We start from the raw sequence: 22,581 nt of genomic DNA, 5'->3' as shown, positions 1-22,581 counted from the left end.
AATATTTTCTCAATTCAATTTCATGCAGATGCAGTAAAGTGGTAATAATCTTGTGCTGAATGTTCGCTAAAAAACTGATCCCGTTTCTGCCGTTCTTGGATTTCCATTTGCTGAAATTGCTCAAGATGATGACGGGCAATATCTGGACTCAAAATAAACACACCATCGGCATCTCCAACCATTAAGTCACCAGAGGAAATACAGGTATCTCCCACCTGTATTTGCTGGTCAAACTCCACTACACACTCTCCCTGCTGACGTGTAGTCAGATAACTGACCGATGAAGCAAAAACGGGGACCTTCATGTTTCTTAAAGCAGTTATATCCGTTACAGCACCCAATATCACTACAGCGGCAAGCTGATGATATATGGCAGCGCGATGTCTCTGTTCTCCCCAACAGGCACGATGTTCCAACTGACGTGCATCAATGACCAGTACATCACCCGGTTGGCTGTTCAGCAAAGCCTGACGCAGTGCCATACCATTGACTGAATGCAATGTAGCCGTACGCACTCGGCCCACCGCATGCCCAATTTGGTTAATCGCATGAATCTGTGGTAAATGCCCTTGGTCCAATACATGACCAATGGTTGAACTGGCAATACCTGCATAGCTCTGGATTAAATTATTTAACTGGTCTTGCATGAGTATTGACCTCTGTGTTTATCTTGTCTCAGTAATGGACAACTTGCACAATATTCATTCTGTGCTTCAGGTAACTGAAAATAAAAGCAGCATTTTTTACGTTGGTAGGTGGTGGACGATTGCTGCCGACTCTGATCCAGTAAATAAAATGGGTTCTGTTTTAGACCCAGATCAGCTGCAGGTAAATCTATCAAAAACTGCCGTTGAAACTGGATACGGCTGAGTAAGGCTTGGTGAATTAGAAGATTTTGCCCCAATTTTAAAATTATTAGTCGAGTCTGGAATTGTACGTTTTCATTGCTCAGAAGAAGTGCATGTCGATAAATATTATATGATTCAGAATATTGTTCGTCATTTAGTAAAAGAAAGTGCTCTTCCAAAAGTAGAAGACTTTTATTGGCTACTCGAACAAATGCAAAAGTGGGATGAACTTCAAATCGACCAAGCAGAAATCACAAGCTTGGGAGCTCAGTGCATTAACCTTGAGGCCTATAAACAAGCCAAACAGCGATCTTCGTCATAAGCTATTGAGTCGTCAAATCAGCATAAAAAAGCTGTCTTTTATAAAAAAGGCAGCTTAAAAGACCCATAAGACAAAATGCGAAACACGCATTACTATATTTTCTAGGCTCAACTGATCCATTGAAAATATAGCGCTTATGGAAATGATCATATCTATTTAAACATATAATTTTCAGACATTTTTATATCAATAGCTGCCACTTGATCACTTTCAGTTCATTATTCAAAGCATCTTAAGTCAGTTTTTTAAATACTTCTCTCTTTTTAAGCATAAAAACTATTCTATGGCCTCTACAGAATAGTGATACATAAAGTATGTGGGTCAGATCATAAATTTCATTTTATTTCTTCAAAGTAATTTCAAGCATGCGTTTTAATTAAATTAATTTTTTTAGCTTAAAAGTAATTTATTGCCTATGTCATTATATTTAAAAAGATTTATTTATTAATCCTTTTGTAAAACTTAAATATTACGATTCAAATAATTAGATAAAAAAAATTAGTGAAAAATCCTCTAAGTCCCTCCTGTTTTGAGTTACAAATCGCAACAATCATGGCACAAATAGTAATAATAATTAAATTAATAATCATTATCATTCACACCACATAAAAACCTGAGAAGATCTACCATGATCCATGAAAATATTCTCGACTGCATAGGTAAAACACCACTACTACAATTATCAAGGCTATTCACGCATCAATCGATCTCAGTGATTGCGAAAATGGAATTGTTAAACCCAGGAGGAAGCATTAAAGACCGTCCGGCATTATTCATGCTACAGGAAGGCCTGAAATCTGGAGTGATTAATAAAGATAGTCATATTGTTGAAAGCTCATCAGGGAACTTAGCAATTGCGCTTGCAATGGCTTGCAAAATATATGGATTAAAATTTACTGCCGTTATTGACCCAAAAATTGCCTCAGCAAACTTACAAATGTTGAAGCTCTACAAGGCCAATATCGAAATGGTCTCTGAAAAAGATCAAAACGGCGGTTATTTGAAAACCAGAATTGACACTGTAAAACGACTCTGCCAACAGCTGCCAAATGCTGTTTGGATTAATCAGTATGCAAACCCAAATAACTGGAAAAGCCATTATTTTGGAGAAGCAGAAGAAATCCTAAATCAAATTGATCGCAAGATTGATTACCTCGTGATTGGAGCAAGTACCTCTGGCACGATTATGGGCGTATCTCGTCGCCTTAAAGAAAGATTTCCAGAATTAAAAGTGATCGCAGTCGATATCGTCGGCTCTGTGTTGTTCGGTGGCACATCTGGTCCACGCGAAATTCCTGGGATTGGTGCAAGTACAGTCCCACCACTACTCTCCCCCGATGAAATTGATGATGTCATTTATGTAGATGACTATGAGTCGGCACTCGGTTGCCGAGAACTTCTTGAGCATGAAGGAATTTTTGCAGGTGGTTCAAGTGGCTCATCAATTTCAGCCATCAAAAAACTGATTCCAACCATTCCCGAAGGTTCATGCGTCTTAACACTGTTGCCCGATCGCGGCGACCGTTATCTCGATTTGGTTTATGAAGATGAATGGTTCGAAATGATTAAGAAGCGTCACTTCAATCGAAACTTACGACGCCAAGAAAACCTTACTTTACAAAATGTTGTTTAACCTTCTCCTTAGGAAATATTCATGAGCAATTTGGCTACCCTTCGCTATTTAAGTCAATCAGATTTATTAAATCTTGGCGCAAATCATAGTAATTCATTTATTGAAGCGATTACTGAAGGTTTAACCCTGCATGCAAATAAACAGTTTGTACAACCCTTAAAACCTTATCTTCGCTGGCAAGGTGCAGACCATATTGCCGACCGTATTATTGCAATGCCTTGTTATTTAGGTGGCAACGACCCAATTGCCGGAATTAAATGGATTGGTTCAAGACAACATAACCCTAAAAAATTCAATATTCCGCGTGCCAGCGCACTGATTGTTTTAAATGACTCAGAAACAAATTATCCAGTTGCGGTGATGGAAGGCAGTCTCATCAGTGCCATGCGAACTGCGGCAATTACTGGTGTTTCAATTAAATATCTAGCGAAAAAAGACTTTTCAGACATTACCGTGATTGGCTGCGGACCAATTGCTCAAATGCAGATTAAGACTGTACTTGAACAATATGCTCAAGTGAAAAAAATACATTTATTTGATGTAAACCCTGAAGCAGCTGAAAAACTCAAAACATTGTTCTTATCAGAATATCCAAATTTAGAAATTGAAATTCATGGCAGCGCTAAGTCTGCGATTCAACAAGCCGATGTCCTCATTACCTGCACAGTTTCAGATAAACCTTACATTCCATTTGAGTGGCTTAAAAAAGGCTGCTTTGTTTCAAATATTTCAATTATGGACATTGAGCCTGAAGTCTTCTTAAAAGTGGACAAAGTGATTGTGGATGACTGGGACCAATCAAACCGTGAAAAGAAAGTCATCAACGTACTTGTTGAAGATGGCTTATTCAGCCGTGAAAAACTACATGCTGAACTTGGCGACATCATTATTGGTCATAAAAACGGCCGCGAACACGAAGATGAAATCATTTTGCTCAACCCAATGGGCATGGCGATTGATGACATTGTCTGCGCTAAATGGTTCTTCAATGCTGCACAAGAACAAAACGTTGGCACGGTTCTACCGCTTTTATAAGAATAGGAATAACTAAAATGTTAGATCGGATTTACACAGCACAACTACAAAAAACGATAGATGCACTCTACATGGAGAATTATGGAGATTTTAGAGATCATATTTCCTACAAAAAGCCTTATCTGGCAATTACTCTAAACGATGAGTTAGAACTCTATTTCAACTGTTTAAAAGTAGATGGTGTAAATCCTTTCTATGTTACCCAACCCGAAGTTTTGCTTCATAAACTCTTGAGCAATACAACTTCTAAAATTTCTATTTCTGAGGTTTTTAACTATTTAACCAAAGCATCTTGGTGGCCATCTCCACACCATCAAAAAGCGATTAATTATTGGCTAGATAACTTAGTAACAGCTGAAAAAATTCCTCAAATTTTACAGTCAGCCCTTTCATTTTCTTCACCTTTAATTACTAGTGAATTGCTCTCGCTGGTAGCCGATCGCCCATTTCATCCATTCGCTCACTCAAAAGGTGAACTTGCACCACTCACCACTCAAAAAGAAATTGAGGTGTACTGGTGGGCATTTAAGAAGGATGACGTCATCAACAATATGGAATCGATTCCTCACAAAGAGCTTCTGTTATCAGAAGTTGAGGAAAGTCTTATTGCTGACAAAATGGCTCAGCTTTCAGATGATTACTTAGCCCTACCTTTGTTAGAGACGCAACATCGCTATTTAAAGCTTGATGAAAATAAGTATGAAGGTATTGACCTAAACCATGTCACCACAATTGGTTTACCGACTTCTTCTTTAAGAACGCTTATTCACAACGCAAACCCTACTCTTCATTTAAAACTCTCAACCAATGCCAAGACATTAGGTGCAATCCGCTCTATGCCAGGCCGTTATTTAATGAATGGGCATACGGCTTATGATTTTTTAAATGACGTTATTAATGAAACTTCTTTATTAAAAAATCGTCTCTTTTTGAGTAATGAAACACATTGGTGGGTACTCGGTAAACAAGAGCCGATTGTAAAAAATTTAGGTGTAATCGGTTGCCAAGTCCGACATTTACCGGATATTTGCCGAGACCAAAACATTACTCCAATCACTATGTCAGCTTTAAGCTGTACTTATGTTGACCCATGGGAAAATTTAGGCGTTGAAGGTGACAAATGGTCATTATTAAAAGACTTAAGTGTTCATTTTATTCAAACATTCTTAACCCTTTGGTCGAAAGGCATCATGCCTGAATGCCACGGGCAAAACACCATGGTGTGTTATGAAAATAATAAGTTTAAATGTTTTATTTTACGTGACCACGATACCCTAAGAATATGTACCACAGCCATTGAAGAAAGCGGTTTTACACCTCCGATCTATACCATTGATATCAGTACGCCGAACAATCTTATCTTTACTAAAAATGAGGACTTATTTAACTACTTCATTACTTTAGGGATTCAAATTAACCTCTACCCGATTGCTTTAGCGACCTTGAAATATACGGATCGTACAGAAAGCGATTTTTGGGAGATGGTTCAAGACATTATTCAAGATTTTGTAGAAACCCAACCCATTTCAGAACAAACAAAATCGCAAATTCAAACCTATCTTTTTGACAATAAGACTTGGCCATTCAAACAGTTGCTTACCCCTTTACTTGCACAAGAAAGCGACTCAACAGGCATGCCAAGTAAAATCGGAAGTACGCCAAATCCTTATCAGAGTTTGTCTGTTTCTAGCTATGAGACCATGGATATCTAAATCATGCGCTCATCTCGCCTAGATCATTTCATTATTTTGCTCTGTCAGTTTTTTTCCACTTTCGGGCTCATGGTGCTTATTCCGATCATGCCGCTCTATATGGAAAAACTGACGGCGCATATGAGTGCTCCCACTATCTGGGCAGGTTTGGCACTCGCAGCTCCGGCTATTGGCAGCTTATTTACAGCACCAATTGTGGGTCATCTATCCGACACATTCGGCCATAAAAAAGCCTTATTACTTTCTCTAGCTGGTTTCTGTATTTCAATACTGCTCATGGCGAGCGCCCAGCATTTATACCTATTTATTTTCGCGCGAATTTTACTCGGTTTTTGCGGTCTCTCAGTCATTTTGAATGCCTATGTTTCATATCTTTCAAATGAACAACAAAGAGGTGCCGCCTTTGGGCAACTACAAAGTAGTGTTGCACTCGCTTGCCTATGTGGTCCCGTGCTCGGCGGGATATTTATGGATCAATGGCGGGTTGAAGTATTACTCAACGCAACAGCATTTGTTGTGATGACACTCATTGTGATCGCGTCATTTGTATTAACCAATCCCGTTAAAACCGAAACCACAAAAACCAAAGAGAAATCCAAGCTTCCAGCTTTCTTTGATAGAACGATTTTTTCATGGTTAAGCGCTGGCATTTTGGTTCAAGCTGGTGGCTTTGGTTTGGTGTCTTGCTTCGTTTTATACATTAGTGAAATAAGCCAAAGTACTCACTCATCGTTATCTGCTGCGAGTTTAACGGGAACTATTCATGCGCTTTCATGGGGAGCAGCCTTTATTGCTGCGACCTATTGGGGAAAAAGAAATGATGATAAAGGAGATTCTTTTAATAACTTCATTTACGCATCTTTGATTTGCGGCATCACAATTTTCGCATTGATCTGGGTTTCTAATCTCTGGCTGATTCTTGTATTACGACTTATACAAGGCTTTTGCTTTGCAGCCCTTATTCCTTCGATCTTACACACAATTTCTCTAAAAGCTGGCGCTCAAAGCCAAGGAAAAGTGATTGGTATTTCTAACAGTGCCTTTGTCTTAGGACAGCTTATTGGCCCAATCACGATCACGCTCACCTACTCATTTTTCAATATTACTGCTGCATTAATCTGCACCTCACTATTTTTTATCGGTGCGGGATTAGTGGTGATTTTGAACAGATTCTTAATGGATACAATTTTAGAAGAGGCACAAGAATGAACTCAATTATTACAACCGACGCATGGTCTTATAAACTTTTCGAACAGTACCTGAATACTTTCTTTCGTGAACTTAAAGTGAATATTGAAGAGCATATTATCCCAGCTCAAGATTCTCCTTTATTCACACTGTATGCGGAACGCCCAGACACACTGTATTTTGCTTATACATTTAATGCATCTAACACGATTGTTTATGGCGCAGTTCAGCACTTATCGACCACTGGCTATCACAGATATCAACGTGGTTTTGTTCTGCAAAATTTAAGCGACAATACATTTGACTCACTCACCGACCCTAAAAAATTAGTGAAGCTTATTACAGATGAATTGAATAGCTTATTTAAAGATAAAAATCAAAATAAGAACCTGTACTCCGATATTGCCAATAGTATCGAAAACACAAAATTCTTTTTAGAAAATAAGCCATCTCAATCAGTAACTAAAGCGTTGAGTGGTTTTCAGGCAACAGAACAAGGCATGCTATATGGGCACCCTTTTCATGTGACCTCTAAAGCCAATTTAGGCTTTTCTAAAGAAGACATGAAAAAGTATAGCCCTGAGTTAGGCGCAAGTTTCCAACTCCACTACTTCGCAATTCATTCTTCTTTAATCCAAAAGCTTGTAAGTGAAGAACAGCCATCTCACCGTATTGAAGATGAAGTTTTAAAAACAGCAAAAGATCGTTTGCAAGCAAACTTAGCAAATTATGAATTGATGCCAACTCACCCTTGGCAAGCCAACTTCTTACTTCAACATCCATCTTTAAAGAAACATTTAGACAGCCAAGACGTGATCTATCTGGGAGCTTTAGGTCAAACCGTATGGCCGACCTCATCCGTTCGTACCGTGTGGTTACCTCAATCGAACCTATTCTTAAAGCTTTCCATTGATGTACGAATTACCAGTTTCATTCGTAATAACCCAATGGATGAAATGGAACGCGCGATTGATGCGAGCAAAATTATTATTAATCACAAGATCAATGAACAATATCCAGACCTTGTGTTTCTGCCGGAGTTAGAGGCAAAAACAGTCAAAATTCCAGAGCTTGAAAGTTCATTTGGCATTCTCTATAGAGCAGGACTCACGCCAGAGGTATTAGAAAATACCAGAATGCTCGGTGGCTTGGTTGAAGAAAATGAAAACCATGAAATCCCGCTTTTAAGCATTATTCAGCAAGCCGCACCCAACCAAAATCTACAATTGAACGATGCCAAAGATTTCATTACTTTTTGGTGGAAACAGTACGTTAAAGTTTCACTTATTCCATTAATTGAGTTGTTTGCAAATAAAGGCATTAGTGTAGAAGCCCACATGCAAAACAGTTTAATGGAATTTAAAAATGGCTATCCGCATCGCCTTATTCTTCGAGATATGGAAGGCATTAGTATTGTTCCAGAAATGATAGAAGACGACTCATCTATTTCTGAAGATAGTACCGTTTGGTTCTCTCAAAAAGATGCATGGACCTTTTTAAAATATTACCTTGTGATCAATCACATTGCTCATCTCATCAGTGCAATTGCACGAGTTACGGTCATTGAAGAATCTGAGCTTTGGCAAGCCACCCGTCTTACGCTTGCACAAGAAAATTTTAGTGCCAAAGGCCAGCAGTACCGCGATTTATTAATTAATTCACTTACATTACCAATCAAGGCAAATATGTTAAATACGCTCTATCACAGTGGTGGCAATCCAATCTGGATTGAAGTTGAAAACCCTATTTATAAATATCGCGGTGCAGAAGCGCTTTGCCCTCTTCAAGCAACACAACAAACCGATTATAAAACCCTCGCGGAAAATCGCGTGATGGGCCAATTATTAGAAGCACTCATTTTTGAAAATACTTTTAAATACGAGTTTTCTAAAGGTCAGATCAAGTTTTATGTTTCCGATACCGTTTTTTATACTTGTGCGGCCAAACGACATTTCAGTTTTAAACGCATTAAGTTAGATCCTTCAAGTTTAGTCCGTTCTGATATTACTTTAGGCACTGAAACTCACCCTAACTTAAAAATGCTACTTGCCGATCTAAAAAATATTATTGAAGCTGACCCAGTTAAATGGCAAAACTTTAATGATGAGCTGAATTTAACTTACGTTAAGCATGCGCAAACTTTGAGCCAAGCCCCTGCTCAAACTTTAAGAACTTTGCCTTACCTAGAACAAGAAGCACGCATCACCAACGCACATTTATATCACCCAAGTTTTAAATCTCGTATCGGCTTCGATTTAAAAGAAAACCAGAAATATGCACCAGAACTTTCTGAAGGTTTTACGATTCAATGGGTAGCGACTCATAATAGTCTATGCAAACTGGTTTTAAGTGAAACCATTAACTTAGAGCAGCTTTATAAACAGCATTTTTCAGAAAAAGATCTACAAGCCATTAACGATCAATTGAAAGAGAAAAATGTAGATTTTAAAGATTATATCCTCACTCCAATTCACCCGTGGCAGTGGGATAAAATTATTGAATTATATTATCAAGATGCAATCAGCAACCAACTGATCATCCCGTTAGATATCGAAGGTCCGACTTATTTACCACAGCAATCGATTCGCACATTATCAAATATTAGTGATATCTCGGCGCTTTCTCTTAAATTGGCAATGAACTTGGTCAATACTTCTACCTCTCGTGTATTGGCACCGCATACCGTTCAAAATGCGGCAAAAATGAGTGACTGGCTTTATAACATTGTTGAACAAGACCATATTTTAGAAAAACAGCGTAAGCCTGTTATTTTAAGAGAGATTGGTGGTCTTTCAGTGAACCAGCAAATTGCGCTACCTGTTCAATACGGCGCTTTGGCTTGCATTTGGCGCGAAAGTATTTACAGCTACTTAAAAGAAGGCGAATCAGCAACGCCTGTAACGGGTCTAATGCAAGTTGATACGGACCAAAAACCTCTCATTGATGAGTGGATTCAAGAGTACGGTATTGAGTTCTGGTTAGAAAAGTTACTCACCAATGCTTATTTACCGATCATGCATATTTTATGGTGCCACGGCCTCGCTTTAGAGTCACATGCACAAAACATGGTTCTGATTCATAAAAATGGTCTACCCGTTAAAGCGGCTTTGAAAGATTTCCATGACGGCATTCGTTTTAGCCGTCATCTGTTGCGCGAGCCCGACCTTTTACCTAACTTGCAAGATGCGCCGAAAGAACATGCCAAAATTAACCCGAACTCTTTCTTGGAAACCCATTCTCCAAATGAGTTAAGAGACTTTACCCAAGATGCACTTTGGTTTGTAAATCTGGCCGAGTTAGCAATTTTCCTAAATGAACATTATGACTTCGATGAAATCAAATTCTGGACTATGTTAAGAACCATCATCAATCAGCATAAAGAAGCTCACCCCGAATTTAGCGAACGATATGAATTATTTAACTTTACAGATGACACCATTGATATTGAACAGCTCGCAAGCCGCCGTTTCCTTCCGGAAATTCGCTTAAGAGTACAAACCACTCCGAACCCGCTAAGTCTCATTAAGGAAATTGAATATGAATAAACATTCGATTTCTTTTAAGAAACGAATAGCACACGGCGAGACGCTCTACGGAATATTTTGTTCCGTAGCTTCTCCGATTAATGTTGAGCAACTGGCACTTGCGGGCTACCACTTTATTATTATCGACTTGGAACATACTTTATTTAGTACGTCTCAAGTTGAGACCATGATTTTAGCTGCTAGGGCCATGAGTCTTGACGTCTTTGTAAGAGTGCCGTTAAATGCCAATCATTTAGTTCTACCTCTGCTCGATGCAGGGGTAACGGGTATTGTGTTTCCACGAATTGAAAATGCCCAGCAGGCACAAGAAGCCGTGCACCATTCTCACTATATGCCGCTTGGGCAAAGAGGTCTGAATTCGACAAGGTTAAATCGATATGGCATGGATGATTTAGCTAGTTTTGTTCAACAGGCAGCAAACGAGACGATTGTCGTTGCCATGATTGAAAGCTTAGAAGGACTGGAACAACTAGATGAAATATTAAAAGTTAAAGGTATTGATATTATTCTGGAAGGTGCTGCCGACCTTTCTCAATCTATGGGCATGCCGTGGCAATCTAGTCATCCAAAAGTAAAAGAAAAAGTTCAAGAGATGTATGCCAAGACTAAAAATAGTCAAAAGCATTTCTGTGCTATTCCCCGACAACCTGAAGATATTGCGGCTTGGAAACAACAATCTGTTCAGCTTTTTGTACTAGGTGATGACCGTAGTATTATTCGCCGCGCCCATCAAAATCATCTGAATTCCTTTAGAGAAATCTCATAAATTTTCAGTTGTGTAGAGCGATGGGTGTACCGTACTCTACACAACAATTAATAAAAATAAATTTTATTATTTTTTGTCCAACAACGATATTGTGAATTACAATCATTCTCACTTATAATTCGACAAATTTAAAATCACTCTCAGGGCGAGACAATGGGAAATAAGATAAAAAGTCACAAACTTTTTACGAGGAAGTCTGAAGTAAAAAATATCATTCCACTCCTTTCACTTGGTGGAGCCATCTTTCTCTCGAATTCGGCCTTTGCAGCCTCAGCCTCTGAGACAACAGATGTTGAAAAAAAGCCTGAAGCACTCCCAACAATTACAATTACCGCTTCACGCGCAGATGAACTTTCTACTTCTGCCAAGCAAGTCACCAAACTAGATGAAAAACAAATTGAACTTTTAAGAAATGGTTCATCTGGCAGTATTGCAACAGTTCTAGCGAAAGCCGTACCAGGCCTGTCTGACTCAAGCCGCACCATTACCGATTATGGTCAAACTTTACGGGGTCGTAATGCCCTCATCTTGGTCGATGGCGTTCCAATGAACCTGACTCGCGACACATCACGCGGACTTTCAGCAATTGATCCTGAAAGTATTGCCAACATCGAAGTAATTCGAGGCAGTAATGCAATTTATGGTGGAGGTGCTTCTGGCGGTATTATTTCAATTACTACGAAAGCGGCTGGTGGCGAACCTACAGCTAAAACCGTAGTTGGGCTTCAAACACCTTTAACAAATTTCCGTTCTAATGCTTTAAGTGGCGATATTCATCAATATTTCACAGGCAGCTTTAACGCTTTTGACTATGCACTCGACTTTGGTTACCAACGTATTGGTAGCCCGTACGATGCAAGTGGTGACCGTGTTGCACCGGAACCAAGTCAAGGCGACCTTTATGATTCCGATGGCTACAGCGTAGGTGGTAAACTTGGTTATCATATTGATGACAACCAATACCTACAGTTTGCTGCAAACTACTACAATGCTGAGCAAGACTCAGATTATGCATCTGACCCAAGTGTGAAGAATGCCCCTGCCGGAACCGTACCAGCCAAAGCCATTAAAGGCTTAAAGCTCAAAGACCAAAATAAAAACGAAAACCAGATCTACAATTTAACCTATAACCATAAAGACTTTTTTGGCAATAAGGTTGATGCTCAAATTTATTACCGCGACTTCTTTACACGTTTTTCACCATTTGATGCAAGAAAAAATGCAAATCGTGGGGGACAAGTAGATCAGATCTATCAAGAAAATAACGTACTCGGTAGCCGCTTAACTGTGACCACACCGCTTGAGTTTTTAGGTGATACCTCATTGGTTTGGGGTGGTGATTTTAGCCGCGAAAAAAGCGAAATGCCTTTAGATATTTTCGACCCTAATATTTATGACCAATCTGGCGGTTTAGAGTTTGTAAAAATTGGCAAACTTATTTATTTACCTGAACTCACCACACAAAGTGTGGGTGGCTTTGTACAATTAAAACACCGCTTTAATGACCAATGGTCAGCAGAAGCTGGTACGCGTTATGAAGACAGCTATGCCCAAATTGATAGCTTTGTTCCATTATCACAATTAGGCAAAACCAATCCTTACACGGTTCCGGGCGGAAAAGTAAAAGCTGATGCATGGTTATACAATGCTAATGTGACTTTCTCACCAAACGACCAGCACTCAATTTATGCATCGTTTAACCAAGGTTTTCAGTTACCTGATGTTGGTTTAATTATTCGTAATGCTGGTGAAGGTTTTAACCTTGGTTCATCATTCTTAGAGCCTGTAAAAGTAGATAACTACGAGCTTGGCTGGAAAGGTAACTTTAATAACTTATCGTCAAGCTTAGCTGTATTCCACTCTACTTCTGACTTAGGTGCTGTGCAATCATTCAACAATGGTTTAGTACTCGCCCGAACCAAAGAGAAAGTTACTGGAGTTGAAGCAACACTTGATTATCTTGACGATGCGAATGTGTGGGGAACTGGCGGTAGCGTTACATGGATGAAAGGCCGTGAAACACCTCAAAATGGTTCCGAGCAAGACATGACAGGTTTCCGTATTCCACCATTAAAACTCACAGCTTACGTTTCTTATAGTCCAACGGAAACATGGACGAATCGCCTACAAGCCACTTACTTCGGTTCAGAAGACTACCGCCTAAATGGCAAAAATAGTTTTGGTCGCTATGATGTAAAAACTTATACAACAGCAGATTTAATCAGTAGCTTTGCACTTAACAAAAAGGACACTGTGACAATTGGTTTAGAAAACATGTTTAACCGCAAGTACTATCCTCTCTATAGCCAATTATTACGAACTAGCGATAACACTAGCCATTTAGTGGCAAATGGCGCAACGCTGAAAGTTACTTATAGCCATAAGTGGTAATCAAAACAGACTCAAAATGTGCCACAAAAAAGGAGATTAATGCGATCTCCTTTTTTTATTAAAAATATTAAATCCTTATCTATTTTTTCCATGGTTAACCTAAGTTAAACCCAAAGAACCACCCTAGCATTCTGCTAGAAATTTTGTTAACTTGATTTTGTTACATATTCAAGATACAACTTTTTCATCCTACACTTCCCCTCACTGTGTTTATGAAAACAATATCAATATGTAGTTTTACCAATATTTTTCATGGGGCAAATCATAATGGAAATCTCACACCGCGAAATTTACGCGCTTGTCGACATTAATAATTGTTATGTGAGTTGTGAGCGACTATTTAATCCCAAACTTATTGGCCTACCAGTTGTGGTACTTTCTAATAACGATGGATGTGTTGTATCACGTAGTGAAGAAGCAAAAAAAATGGGTATAAAAATGGGTATCCCATGGTATCAAATCGAGCAAGACGCTCTTCAAGCAGGTGTACATGTATATTCAAGCAACTACACTTTATATGCGGAAATGTCGCGTCGCTTTTTTTCAGTGCTTGGGGAATTTTTCTCACCCGATGATTTAGAAGCTTATTCTATTGACGAATGCTTTATTCGCCTTACCCCTTACCTACAGTCTATAGATATCCACTCTTACTGTGCCAAAGTCGTAGAAACTCTAGAAAGTTGGTTAAGCTTACCTTGCTGTATTGGCATCGGATATTCAAAAACTCAAGCAAAATTAGCCAATCACTATGCTAAAAAAATTAGAAGCTTTAATAGACTTTGCAATTTCACCACCTTAGACCCTTTGCTTCTTGAAGACCTCATGCAGCATACTTCGGTCAAAGAAGTCTGGGGAATTGGCTATCAATTGGTCAAACAATTACGAAGTTATGAGATTTATTCATGCTTAGACTTAACTTTTGCCAATGAGCATCATCTAGCAAAAGCTTTTTCTGTGGTTATGGCACGTACCATTCGTGAGCTAAAAGGCCAATCCTGTATTCAACTCGACGATCCTGCCATTGTCACCAAACGAATTTTAGCATCACGCAGTTTTGCTCAAGCTTTGTCCAGCATTGAGATTATTAAACAAGCGCTTATTTTTCATCTTAACCGAGCTCACCGCCGCTTAATGAAACAAGAACAGCTGTGTGCCTGCGTTCAAGTCATGCTTTATGAAAAAATAGATAAACCACCTTATAAAAAAGCATCTTCTCAAGCGATAGGCTTAAATTATGCAACAGATGATTTATGTATATTAACAAAAGCAGCCATGCAGCAAATAGATGTTTTATATAAAGAAAATAAAAAATACATTAAAATTGGAGTTTTATTTTGTGGTTTGCATCCCCGTCAACATCACATTGATGATTTATGGCAACCTCTTGAGTTGATTCAGCAAAGACGACAATTAATGCAAACACTCAGCACAGTTCGCAACCGATTCGGTAGTCACTATTTACAAGTCGGTTATCATTCTCGAAGTTCATCTTGGCATATGAAACAATGCCATCGTTCAAAAAACTATCTGACCCGATGGAATGAACTATTAGTGATTGAAGAGAACGCTATAGCCGTTACACAAAATACATGAACTGTTTTTGTCAATTCAGTTTAAAATAAGGTCCATTAAATTACTTGAAATTTTGTCATTTTTTAACATTGCTAAATCATCGCAAAATTTACAATATATAAGCCGAATTTGGTATACCCTTTCTGCGACGATGAAAACAAATTATAAAAAAATTGTAGAAACATATGCCATAATAAGCAAACTTTGCAGAGATCTTGCAAAGAATATTTGCAACTTTAGAGCTGGAGCAATCTGAATGAGTTCGACCATTTTGGTGATTCATGGACCGAATTTAAATTTGCTGGGAAAACGCGAACCAGAAGTATATGGTCATCTTACCTTAGATGATATTAACCAACAACTTATTAGCCAAGCTCAACAAGCTTCAATTACATTAGATACTTTTCAAAGCAACTGGGAAGGTGCCATTGTTGATCGTATTCATCAGGCACAAACTGAACGCGTGGAACTTATTATTATTAATCCTGCTGCCCTCACCCATACCTCTGTTGCTCTACGCGATGCCCTACTTGGCGTTGCCATTCCATTTATTGAAGTACATTTGTCGAATGTCCATGCCAGAGAGGCATTCAGACACCATTCTTATTTATCTGATAAAGCAATTGGCGTGATTTGTGGTTTAGGTGCAAAAGGCTATCGCTTTGCACTCGATTACGCTATTGAAAAAATTCAACCATCTAACCCAAACTAGTTTAGGAATAGTCGCCCATGGATATCCGCAAAATTAAGAAACTCATCGATTTAATGATTGAGTCTGACTTGCAAGCGATCGAAGTTAAAGAAGGTGATCAATCAATCGCTTTAACTCGTCGCAATCCTGTCGTTGCTGCGGCTGGTGTAGCACTTCCGGCTGCTCCTGTTGCAGAAGCACCAGTTGCAAAAACACCGCGTGGAGCAGTTGAAACTTCTCCAATGGTTGGCGTGTTCTACGCTGCTCCAAGCCCAGGTGAAGCACCATTTGTTAAAGTAGGCCAAACCGTATCTGCTGGTGAAACTTTGGGTATTATTGAAGCAATGAAAATCATGAACCCAATTGAAGCAACTCAAAGTGGCGTGATTGAAGAAATTTTAGTGAAAAATGGTGAAGTTATCCAATTCGGTCAACCTTTATTCCGTTATCGCGCGTAATTACCCCGGGGACGTCTATGTTGCAAAAAGTTTTAATTGCAAACCGTGGTGAAATCGCTTTACGTATTACCCGGGCTTGTAAAACATTAGGAATCAAGACTGTGGGTATCTATTCAGATGCCGACAAGGATTTGATGCATTTACGTTTTGTTGATGAAGCAGTATGTATTGGTCCGGGCGCAAGTAGTGATAGCTATTTAAATATCCCGGCAATTATTACTGCTGCAGAAATTACTGGTGCTGATGCTATTCACCCCGGTTATGGTTTCCTTTCAGAAAATGCTGAGTTTGCTGAAATTGTAGAAAGTTCAGGCTTTACTTTTATTGGCCCTCGTCCAGAACATATTCGCCTTATGGGGAATAAAGTTTCTGCGATTGTTGCCATGAAAAAAGCTGGCGTACCTACTGTACCAGGTTGTGACCATGCAGTGACTATCCACAATGCATTGGCAGAAGCAAAAGAAATTGGCTTCCCGCTCATTGTTAAAGCCGCTTCTGGTGGTGGTGGACGTGGTATGCGTATTGTTGAGCGTGTAGATACACTACTTGAATCAGTTCAAGCAGCGCAACGTGATGCAGAAATGTGGTTCGGTGATGATACCGTTTACATGGAACGCTTCTTACAAAAACCTCGCCATGTCGAAGTTCAAGTTCTTGGTGATGGTAATGGTCATGCAATCCATTTATATGACCGCGACTGTTCATTACAACGTCGTCATCAAAAAGTACTAGAAGAAGCACCTGCACCGAATTTACCAGAGCAAGCTCGAGCTGATATTTTAGAAGCCTGTGTTCATGCCTGTCAGTTAATGCAATATCGTGGTGCTGGTACATTTGAATTCTTATTTGAAGACGGTGAATTCTTCTTTATTGAAATGAATACTCGTGTTCAGGTAGAGCATCCTGTAACTGAAATGGTTACTGGTGTAGATATTATTGAACAACAGTTACGTATTGCTGGTGGCCTAGGACTAGAGCTTCAACAAGAAGATATCAAAGTTCAAGGACATGCAATTGAATGCCGTATCAATGCAGAAGATCCAACAACGTTCTTACCTTCTCCGGGTAAAATCGAAAGTTTCTATGCACCAGGCGGTGCAGGTATTCGTTTAGATTCTCACATCTACCCTGAATATAGCATTCCACCTTACTATGACTCTATGATTGCTAAATTGATTTCTCATGGTAAAGACCGTGAAACTTCAATTGCACGTATGCGTCAAGCATTAGATGAAATGATCCTTACAGGAATTAAAACAAATATTCCTTTGCATAAAGATCTTATTTTGCAAGATAAGAATTTCTGCTCTCAAGCAATGGATATCCATTACCTTGAAAAACACTTATTAAAGCAAGTGGAAGAAAAGAAAGCTGAAACTGCATAATAAAAAAAGCCTCTTATCTTTAAGAGGCTTTTTTTATATCTATAATTTTATGGTAATACTCGACGCAAAGTCGCAAAGCACTGTTCACCCTTAGCTGTTGAACAGAAATTGATGGTATGGTCATTTTTCCATTGCACAAAATATTGCGAGACATCACCTGTTTGGTCTTGCTTTTGGCCAGAACAATCTACTTTGTTATTATCAAATTTAATTTGCATGACTAAAGCGGCCAACTGTTCTTTAGGATCATCAGACGGTTGATATTCGTAGATACCATAAGACCATTCCTGACCGCTTTTGATTACTACATCATTACTGCTACGAAAGTTATAATATTCCACACATTTCTTATTATTTGGAATTTCCATTCCCCATAATCCCATAATTTCAGGACGCGTAACAATACGTATAGCATTAGGATTACTTGCAGTCCGAACAGGTTGTTCGGCTGGCTGCTCTGTCGCTGTTTCTGCCACAGCTAAACCAGAACAAGCCCACAATAATCCAATAATATAAATATTTTTCATAGATTTATTAATCGTTAAACGCATGAACTTAAGTTAGCATATTTTTTTAGAAAATCATTGGTCCATAACCATATAAAAACAATATTTTTCAACTGTAACGTGCAACTATAGCTCATCAAACAATTTTTATATTTATCTGCATTTTTTGATACAAAGTTATGAAATTTTACCTTACTCAAACTTATGTTGATAAATCAATTTGTTTAGGAAGCCACATCACAAAGCCCAAACCTAATAGCACAATTAAACTTGCACACATAAAGATGATTTCACCAGAAAGAATATTCCAGAAATGCCCAGCTAAAACACTACCAAAAGCTACTCCCAAACCCCACATGGTGCTGTAAAGTGCCTGACCACGTCCCTGTTGTCCCGCTGAGAAGTTTTGGAAAATAACTCGCATCGCAATTAAATGAAATAAACCAAAACTAAAAGCGTGCAAACACTGTGCAAAAAGCTGTCCAATAAAATCATGTGAAAATATAGCAACTAACATCCAGCGTATACTCGTCAATATTAAGCACGCAATTACCAAAATACGCCACGAGAAATATTGAAAAACTTTTGCAGCAATTGAAAACATGAAAATTTCAGCAAAAACGCCCATAGCCCATAAGAAACCAATTTGCGTGGTGCTAAAACTTAAAGATTTCAAGAAATTACTATAGAAACTATAAAAAGGTGCGTGTGAAAAAAGTAGAATAAATTCAATTGTAAAAAATGCAGCTACTGTAGGGCGCTTAAGAACTGGAAGTAAAGGTTCTAAATGTTTTTGTGAGGTAGGTGCACTATCAGGTTCGCGAATTGTGAAAGACCAAATAAATGCCAGTGAAGCAATAATTAACAATAAAATTGGGAGCATTGAAATAGGCACTATTTCTAAAATTGCACCAATAGTGAATACCCCGACAATAAATCCAACAGAGCCCCACTTACGAATTTTGCCATAAAGTTTAGCTTTTTGATCACCCAACCAAAATAAAGTAACCCCTTCAAATTGAGCCAAAATCGCATTTTGAAAGAAGCTAAAAATAAGCATAAGTAAAGCAATCGATTGGAAAGTATTTGGCACTATAAAAATGGCCAACCATATACACGACTCCATCCATGTTGCCAGCCGGACAAGTAGCATTCGTTTACCAGATTTATCAGCAATCCATCCCCAAATTAAAGGCGCAAAAAAACGCGTTACAATCGCAATTGATGATAAAACACCAATTTCCTGATAATTAAACCCTTGATCTTGAAGATATAAATTCCAATAGGGCATAAATGTGCCCACAATAGAATAGTAGAAAAAGTAGAATCCACCGAGTCGAGTTTGGAGGGTAAGTGGTTGGAACAAGTTGTAAACCTTTGCATTTTCAATAGGTTAAAATTCGAGATAGTCATATATGTCAAAACATCCCAACGCTTCAATTTTAACACTTTGTTTTGCAATACAAATAACTAAATAATTGATCATTTACTTGTCTCTAAAAGAATTTTTTATTGATAAGAAAGAATAAATAAAGTAAAGAGAACTGTAATTTAATTTGTACAATCTGTTAACTTGTGTAAAAATACATTTAATATTCATAAGGTATTTAATCATCAGATGTTTTTTCTTATTTTTTTAATTTGTCTTTTTCTGTTTTTACTCATCCTTAAACAACATTATCGATAATCTGGTTGTTACACCTATTTTTTTAATAGCTTTCATATTTTCTTTAAATTAAAAAATTAAACATCATATTTTATAGATCAAATTCTTTTTAAGCTAAGTTTTCAAATCGAACTTAGCTTAAATATCAAATTTAAAACTTCTCATTATTCATATTTACTAATTAAAACACGAGCAAAAAATTCAAAATTAGAATCAAAAAGTCATTAATAAGTCACTGTAACGACTATCGCATCTGAGTAATTACCAGGGGCTGTTGAAATAGAGGTACCTTGCGGAATTTTTCCATAAACTGTGGTGCTTTGAGTACTCCCAGAACCTGTTTTAGAAACACCACCTGTACCCCCAACAGTAATCACGCCTCCTGTGGCATCCCATACCGTACTATAGTTAGAGTCTTTATAGAGTTGATAGGGAATAAATTCATTATTACTATTCACCATACGCCTAAAACCACCACTTATACGGTTATTACCATCCCCTAAATAAATACTGTATGACGTTCCATGATTACAGGTCGTATTCACAGCGCCTTGAGCTGTATAATCACGACGAGTCGTGCCCATATCATTAATATTCCCAAAATCGACATTTGATGTTGAATCTATTTGACACAAACTTGGCACAACATAATTAGCAGTGATTGTGGTATTACCCGAGTCCCAACCTCCACCACTATTCCCCTCACACACAGTGCTAGAGCTTGCTTGCATGTCCCAAAATAGCTGAACCGTACCAGTATAGGTTCCTTTAGGGTATGCCATGAGCGACCCTGTACGGGCTGGTACTTTTATATTTACAGAGTAACTAATAACATTATTTGAAGCGACCGTTCTTACAGGACCATACCAGACATTTGAAATGTGGCTTGTAGTAGAAGACCCTGTCCCACCTACAGTTGCGGTGACCGTATAAGGTAATGAAACATTGTTAATTGCATTTGTAGTGCCCGTAAAGACGGTTTTCATGCACATATAACTTGAAATTTCTGGTGTTGAACGTCCCCCATAACAACGTATTGTCCCTGTATATGTCAGAACAGCATCACTATTAATAGTGGCCGCTGTGTAATTGTAAGTATTATTGGTTGTTCCCGTTACCGTACAACTGGCATGTGCTGAGCTAAAAAACGCATACAGAATAAAAACAAGAACCATGACCAGAAGATATTTTATAAGCAAGGGAAACTTTCCACCCACCATCCAGAGAATATATCTTTCAATACTTATCGGCATATATATGGCCCCAATTTTTTAGTTGAGTACTGATTACTGTTATAGGTGAAATCAACTTGGCACGAGCCACGATCTAAAAGATCCACTTCGAGTGTGTTTTGTTTTAATAGATTTTGAATAAATACTTCGCCCTCATAACCAACTACCCCCTCTTGCTGCCCATTAATCCGAACCGTATAACCCGGCAATAACGGTGAATTGTTTAGATCAACAAGTTTTACTAATCCTGAAATAACCCGATGAGCCCCAAAGTCAATTAAGGCCCCTTGGCGGTAGCCTACAAAGACCATCTGATTTGTAGATGTAACATCCCACTCCAAAGGCAAATATGATGGATCTAGGTAGATATGATGAGATAGGTAGGGCCTCAAATTCGCAATTAAGAATCGACCAGACTTGTCGGTTGCTCCTAAATTAGCACCACCATTTATAATTTGGCTTTTCGGTCCGGCATTGGTGACAACCGCATAACCCTCTCCAATTTCATTGGCCGCAAAGATACGCCCTGCGGCTGCAACCAAGGAACCCGTCGCTGATAGTGCAACCTGATCGTTGTCTCCAAATCGGTTATAGCGTCCTGTCAGGTAAGCAGCTCGCGCTCGGTAAGAGGCATAAATCGAAGCATTGTTTTCATTCGCATCCTGATCTCGCTCAACATAACCACCCCAGCCAAATGATCCGATTTTTGGTTCTGATAAGCCGAAGATTTCCTCGCGGTAACTCAGCCTGCCACTGTCACTAGAGACACTCGTAATCGCATTAAGCTTACTGGACGGTGTATAACGCAGGGCAAAGTAAAGACCATAGTCCTTGTTATTTTCATAATCTTTATAGGCTGAGGTATAAAATCCCCAATTCTTGTTAAGACTGCCACTTAAGTTGGCAGACAGTAATTTATAGGAGTTATCGCTATATTTGATCTGGTTATAGCCCAGATAAGCCCCGTAGCCTGCGTAAAAGTTGTAGTTAATCCCTGCCCTAAAAATCTCATCTGCCAGTGCACTGTAGCTCAGATAGTTGTGTGGCTCGGCATCGGTCTGGTTATCTTTTAAATATCTGACTTGAGATACACGGGCAAGATCAAAGTAGTTATCAAAGACTTTGCGATAACTGGTGTTGAGTGAAATATTCTTACTGATGCGTCCTTCTAGACCCAGCAAGGCAGAATAGCCGTTTTCATCTTTATACTGGCTTGCTGCAATATCGGCATTAATCACTCCAATACCAAACAGATTCTTGGCAAAGCCTGTGCCGAGATTCGACAGGCCATCTGTTGATGCTTCTGCTCCACCGCTTAAAGTCAGTGAGTTGCTGTAGCCGTATCGGATCGCACCTGATGCAAAGGTGGCATCGTCATAATCGTTGGAAAACAGTCCGTAGTTATAGCGTGGAACGCCGACGTCTACTGAAAACTCATTAATGCCTTTTGCCAGAATCTTGGAGGAAAAATAGTAAGGTTTTTTGGTAATGCTCTGCTGGCCTGTTGCATCGGTGGTCACCAGCGTGACTTCATTTCCGGAAATAAACGGCAGTTGCTTAATATCAAAAGGACCTGAAGGGACTAGCCCTGAATAAATCTTTTGCTGGTTAACGTATAAATCTAAAGTTGA

At 38.8% G+C, this 22,581-nt stretch carries 16 protein-coding genes and 3 pseudogenes; 12 read left to right on the top strand and 7 right to left on the bottom strand.

The window, feature by feature from the left end; translation table 11 throughout:
- Positions 1-20 precede the first annotated feature (20 nt).
- Together AWW73_RS02260 and AWW73_RS18330 are read right to left on the bottom strand one after the other, a co-directional pair.
- Positions 21-647 (bottom strand): RraA family protein, encoded by a 627-nt coding sequence (locus tag AWW73_RS02260; protein ID WP_062848627.1) that lies wholly within the window; start codon positions 645-647, stop codon positions 21-23.
- Positions 632-883, bottom strand: a pseudogene (locus tag AWW73_RS18330) ((2Fe-2S)-binding protein); the annotation flags it as partial. The pseudogene AWW73_RS18330 and the gene AWW73_RS02260, both read right to left, overlap by 16 nt.
- On the opposite strand from AWW73_RS18330, the pseudogene AWW73_RS18890 reads away from it, so the two are divergent.
- Positions 877-1,170, top strand: a pseudogene (locus AWW73_RS18890) (nitrate transporter); the annotation flags it as partial. The pseudogenes AWW73_RS18330 and AWW73_RS18890 overlap by 7 nt on opposite strands.
- Positions 1,171-1,227: 57 nt before the next feature.
- Here the strand turns inward: AWW73_RS18890 and AWW73_RS19125 are convergent.
- Positions 1,228-1,290, bottom strand: a pseudogene (locus AWW73_RS19125) (hypothetical protein); the annotation flags it as partial.
- 508 nt (positions 1,291-1,798) lie between these two features.
- Between AWW73_RS19125 and sbnA the strand changes: the two are divergent.
- The 11 genes from sbnA (at position 1,799) to accC (ending at position 17,546) form a co-directional block, all read left to right on the top strand.
- Positions 1,799-2,803, top strand: a complete 1,005-nt coding sequence (gene sbnA, locus AWW73_RS02245) for a 2,3-diaminopropionate biosynthesis protein SbnA (RefSeq protein WP_031948605.1) — start codon at positions 1,799-1,801, stop codon at positions 2,801-2,803.
- A 21-nt stretch (positions 2,804-2,824) separates the two neighbouring features.
- Entirely contained in the window at positions 2,825-3,838 is a 1,014-nt protein-coding gene (sbnB, locus tag AWW73_RS02240) for a 2,3-diaminopropionate biosynthesis protein SbnB (protein WP_031948606.1), read from the top strand.
- A gap of 71 nt (positions 3,839-3,909) precedes the next feature.
- A complete protein-coding gene (locus tag AWW73_RS02235) occupies positions 3,910-5,550 on the top strand; it encodes an IucA/IucC family protein (RefSeq protein WP_081409465.1) in 1,641 nt (546 codons plus the stop codon).
- Positions 5,551-5,553: 3 nt separating this feature from the next.
- A complete protein-coding gene (locus AWW73_RS02230; RefSeq protein ID WP_005073856.1) occupies positions 5,554-6,759 on the top strand; it encodes an MFS transporter in 1,206 nt (401 codons plus the stop codon).
- Positions 6,756-10,283 carry an IucA/IucC family protein gene (locus AWW73_RS02225; RefSeq protein ID WP_062848623.1) on the top strand — a complete coding sequence of 1,176 codons (3,528 nt, stop codon included), beginning with the start codon at positions 6,756-6,758 and terminating at the stop codon, positions 10,281-10,283. Before AWW73_RS02230 ends, AWW73_RS02225 begins: the two co-directional genes overlap by 4 nt.
- Positions 10,276-11,049, top strand: coding sequence for an HpcH/HpaI aldolase family protein (locus AWW73_RS02220; RefSeq protein WP_062848622.1), 774 nt, complete (start codon positions 10,276-10,278; stop codon positions 11,047-11,049). Before AWW73_RS02225 ends, AWW73_RS02220 begins: the two co-directional genes overlap by 8 nt.
- Before the next feature lie 153 nt (positions 11,050-11,202).
- Entirely contained in the window at positions 11,203-13,440 is a 2,238-nt protein-coding gene (locus AWW73_RS02215) for a TonB-dependent receptor (RefSeq protein ID WP_062848621.1), read from the top strand.
- Positions 13,441-13,707: 267 nt separating this feature from the next.
- Positions 13,708-15,033: a Y-family DNA polymerase gene (locus tag AWW73_RS02210; RefSeq protein ID WP_062848620.1), complete on the top strand. Its 1,326-nt coding sequence runs from the start codon at positions 13,708-13,710 to the stop codon at positions 15,031-15,033.
- A gap of 235 nt (positions 15,034-15,268) precedes the next feature.
- The gene (gene aroQ / locus AWW73_RS02205) at positions 15,269-15,724 is read left to right on the top strand and encodes a type II 3-dehydroquinate dehydratase (protein ID WP_062848619.1); all 456 of its coding nucleotides are present in this window, start codon (positions 15,269-15,271) and stop codon (positions 15,722-15,724) included.
- Between the two features lie 17 nt (positions 15,725-15,741).
- A complete protein-coding gene (gene accB / locus AWW73_RS02200) occupies positions 15,742-16,161 on the top strand; it encodes an acetyl-CoA carboxylase biotin carboxyl carrier protein (protein WP_000354611.1) in 420 nt (139 codons plus the stop codon).
- 17 nt (positions 16,162-16,178) lie between these two features.
- Positions 16,179-17,546: an acetyl-CoA carboxylase biotin carboxylase subunit gene (accC, locus tag AWW73_RS02195; protein WP_016145691.1), complete on the top strand. Its 1,368-nt coding sequence runs from the start codon at positions 16,179-16,181 to the stop codon at positions 17,544-17,546.
- A 47-nt stretch (positions 17,547-17,593) separates the two neighbouring features.
- On the opposite strand, the gene AWW73_RS02190 is transcribed toward accC, so the two are convergent.
- The 4 genes from AWW73_RS02190 to AWW73_RS02175 all read right to left on the bottom strand — a co-directional run.
- A complete protein-coding gene (locus tag AWW73_RS02190) occupies positions 17,594-18,097 on the bottom strand; it encodes a hypothetical protein (RefSeq protein WP_031948612.1) in 504 nt (167 codons plus the stop codon).
- Between the two features lie 157 nt (positions 18,098-18,254).
- Entirely contained in the window at positions 18,255-19,418 is a 1,164-nt protein-coding gene (locus tag AWW73_RS02185; RefSeq protein WP_081409459.1) for an MFS transporter, read from the bottom strand.
- Between the two features lie 524 nt (positions 19,419-19,942).
- Complete coding sequence (locus tag AWW73_RS02180; RefSeq protein WP_062848617.1) at positions 19,943-20,971, bottom strand: Csu type fimbrial protein; 1,029 nt, start codon at positions 20,969-20,971, stop codon at positions 19,943-19,945.
- A partial coding sequence (locus tag AWW73_RS02175; protein ID WP_062848616.1) for a fimbria/pilus outer membrane usher protein occupies positions 20,962-22,581 on the bottom strand: 1,620 nt, incomplete at its 5' end. The genes AWW73_RS02175 and AWW73_RS02180, both read right to left, overlap by 10 nt.

It is taken from the genome of Acinetobacter lactucae (genome assembly GCF_001605885.1).
Classification (GTDB): domain Bacteria; phylum Pseudomonadota; class Gammaproteobacteria; order Pseudomonadales; family Moraxellaceae; genus Acinetobacter; species Acinetobacter lactucae.
The sequence above is the reverse complement of the archived record's forward strand: the minus strand, read 5'-3'. Positions and strand labels throughout refer to the sequence as shown.

Excerpts from the sequence above, each read along its gene's own strand:
- AWW73_RS02260 (WP_062848627.1), bottom strand. The coding sequence starts at position 647 with ATGCAAGACCAGTTAAATAATTTAATCCAGAGCTATGCAGGTATTGCC.
- sbnA (WP_031948605.1), top strand. The coding sequence starts at position 1,799 with ATGATCCATGAAAATATTCTCGACTGCATAGGTAAAACACCACTACTA.
- sbnB (WP_031948606.1), top strand. The coding sequence starts at position 2,825 with ATGAGCAATTTGGCTACCCTTCGCTATTTAAGTCAATCAGATTTATTA.
- AWW73_RS02235 (WP_081409465.1), top strand. The coding sequence starts at position 3,910 with ATGGAGAATTATGGAGATTTTAGAGATCATATTTCCTACAAAAAGCCT.
- AWW73_RS02230 (WP_005073856.1), top strand. The coding sequence starts at position 5,554 with ATGCGCTCATCTCGCCTAGATCATTTCATTATTTTGCTCTGTCAGTTT.
- AWW73_RS02225 (WP_062848623.1), top strand. The coding sequence starts at position 6,756 with ATGAACTCAATTATTACAACCGACGCATGGTCTTATAAACTTTTCGAA.
- AWW73_RS02220 (WP_062848622.1), top strand. The coding sequence starts at position 10,276 with ATGAATAAACATTCGATTTCTTTTAAGAAACGAATAGCACACGGCGAG.
- AWW73_RS02215 (WP_062848621.1), top strand. The coding sequence starts at position 11,203 with ATGGGAAATAAGATAAAAAGTCACAAACTTTTTACGAGGAAGTCTGAA.
- AWW73_RS02210 (WP_062848620.1), top strand. The coding sequence starts at position 13,708 with ATGGAAATCTCACACCGCGAAATTTACGCGCTTGTCGACATTAATAAT.
- aroQ (WP_062848619.1), top strand. The coding sequence starts at position 15,269 with ATGAGTTCGACCATTTTGGTGATTCATGGACCGAATTTAAATTTGCTG.
- accB (WP_000354611.1), top strand. The coding sequence starts at position 15,742 with ATGGATATCCGCAAAATTAAGAAACTCATCGATTTAATGATTGAGTCT.
- accC (WP_016145691.1), top strand. The coding sequence starts at position 16,179 with ATGTTGCAAAAAGTTTTAATTGCAAACCGTGGTGAAATCGCTTTACGT.
- AWW73_RS02190 (WP_031948612.1), bottom strand. The coding sequence starts at position 18,097 with ATGCGTTTAACGATTAATAAATCTATGAAAAATATTTATATTATTGGA.
- AWW73_RS02180 (WP_062848617.1), bottom strand. The coding sequence starts at position 20,971 with ATGCCGATAAGTATTGAAAGATATATTCTCTGGATGGTGGGTGGAAAG.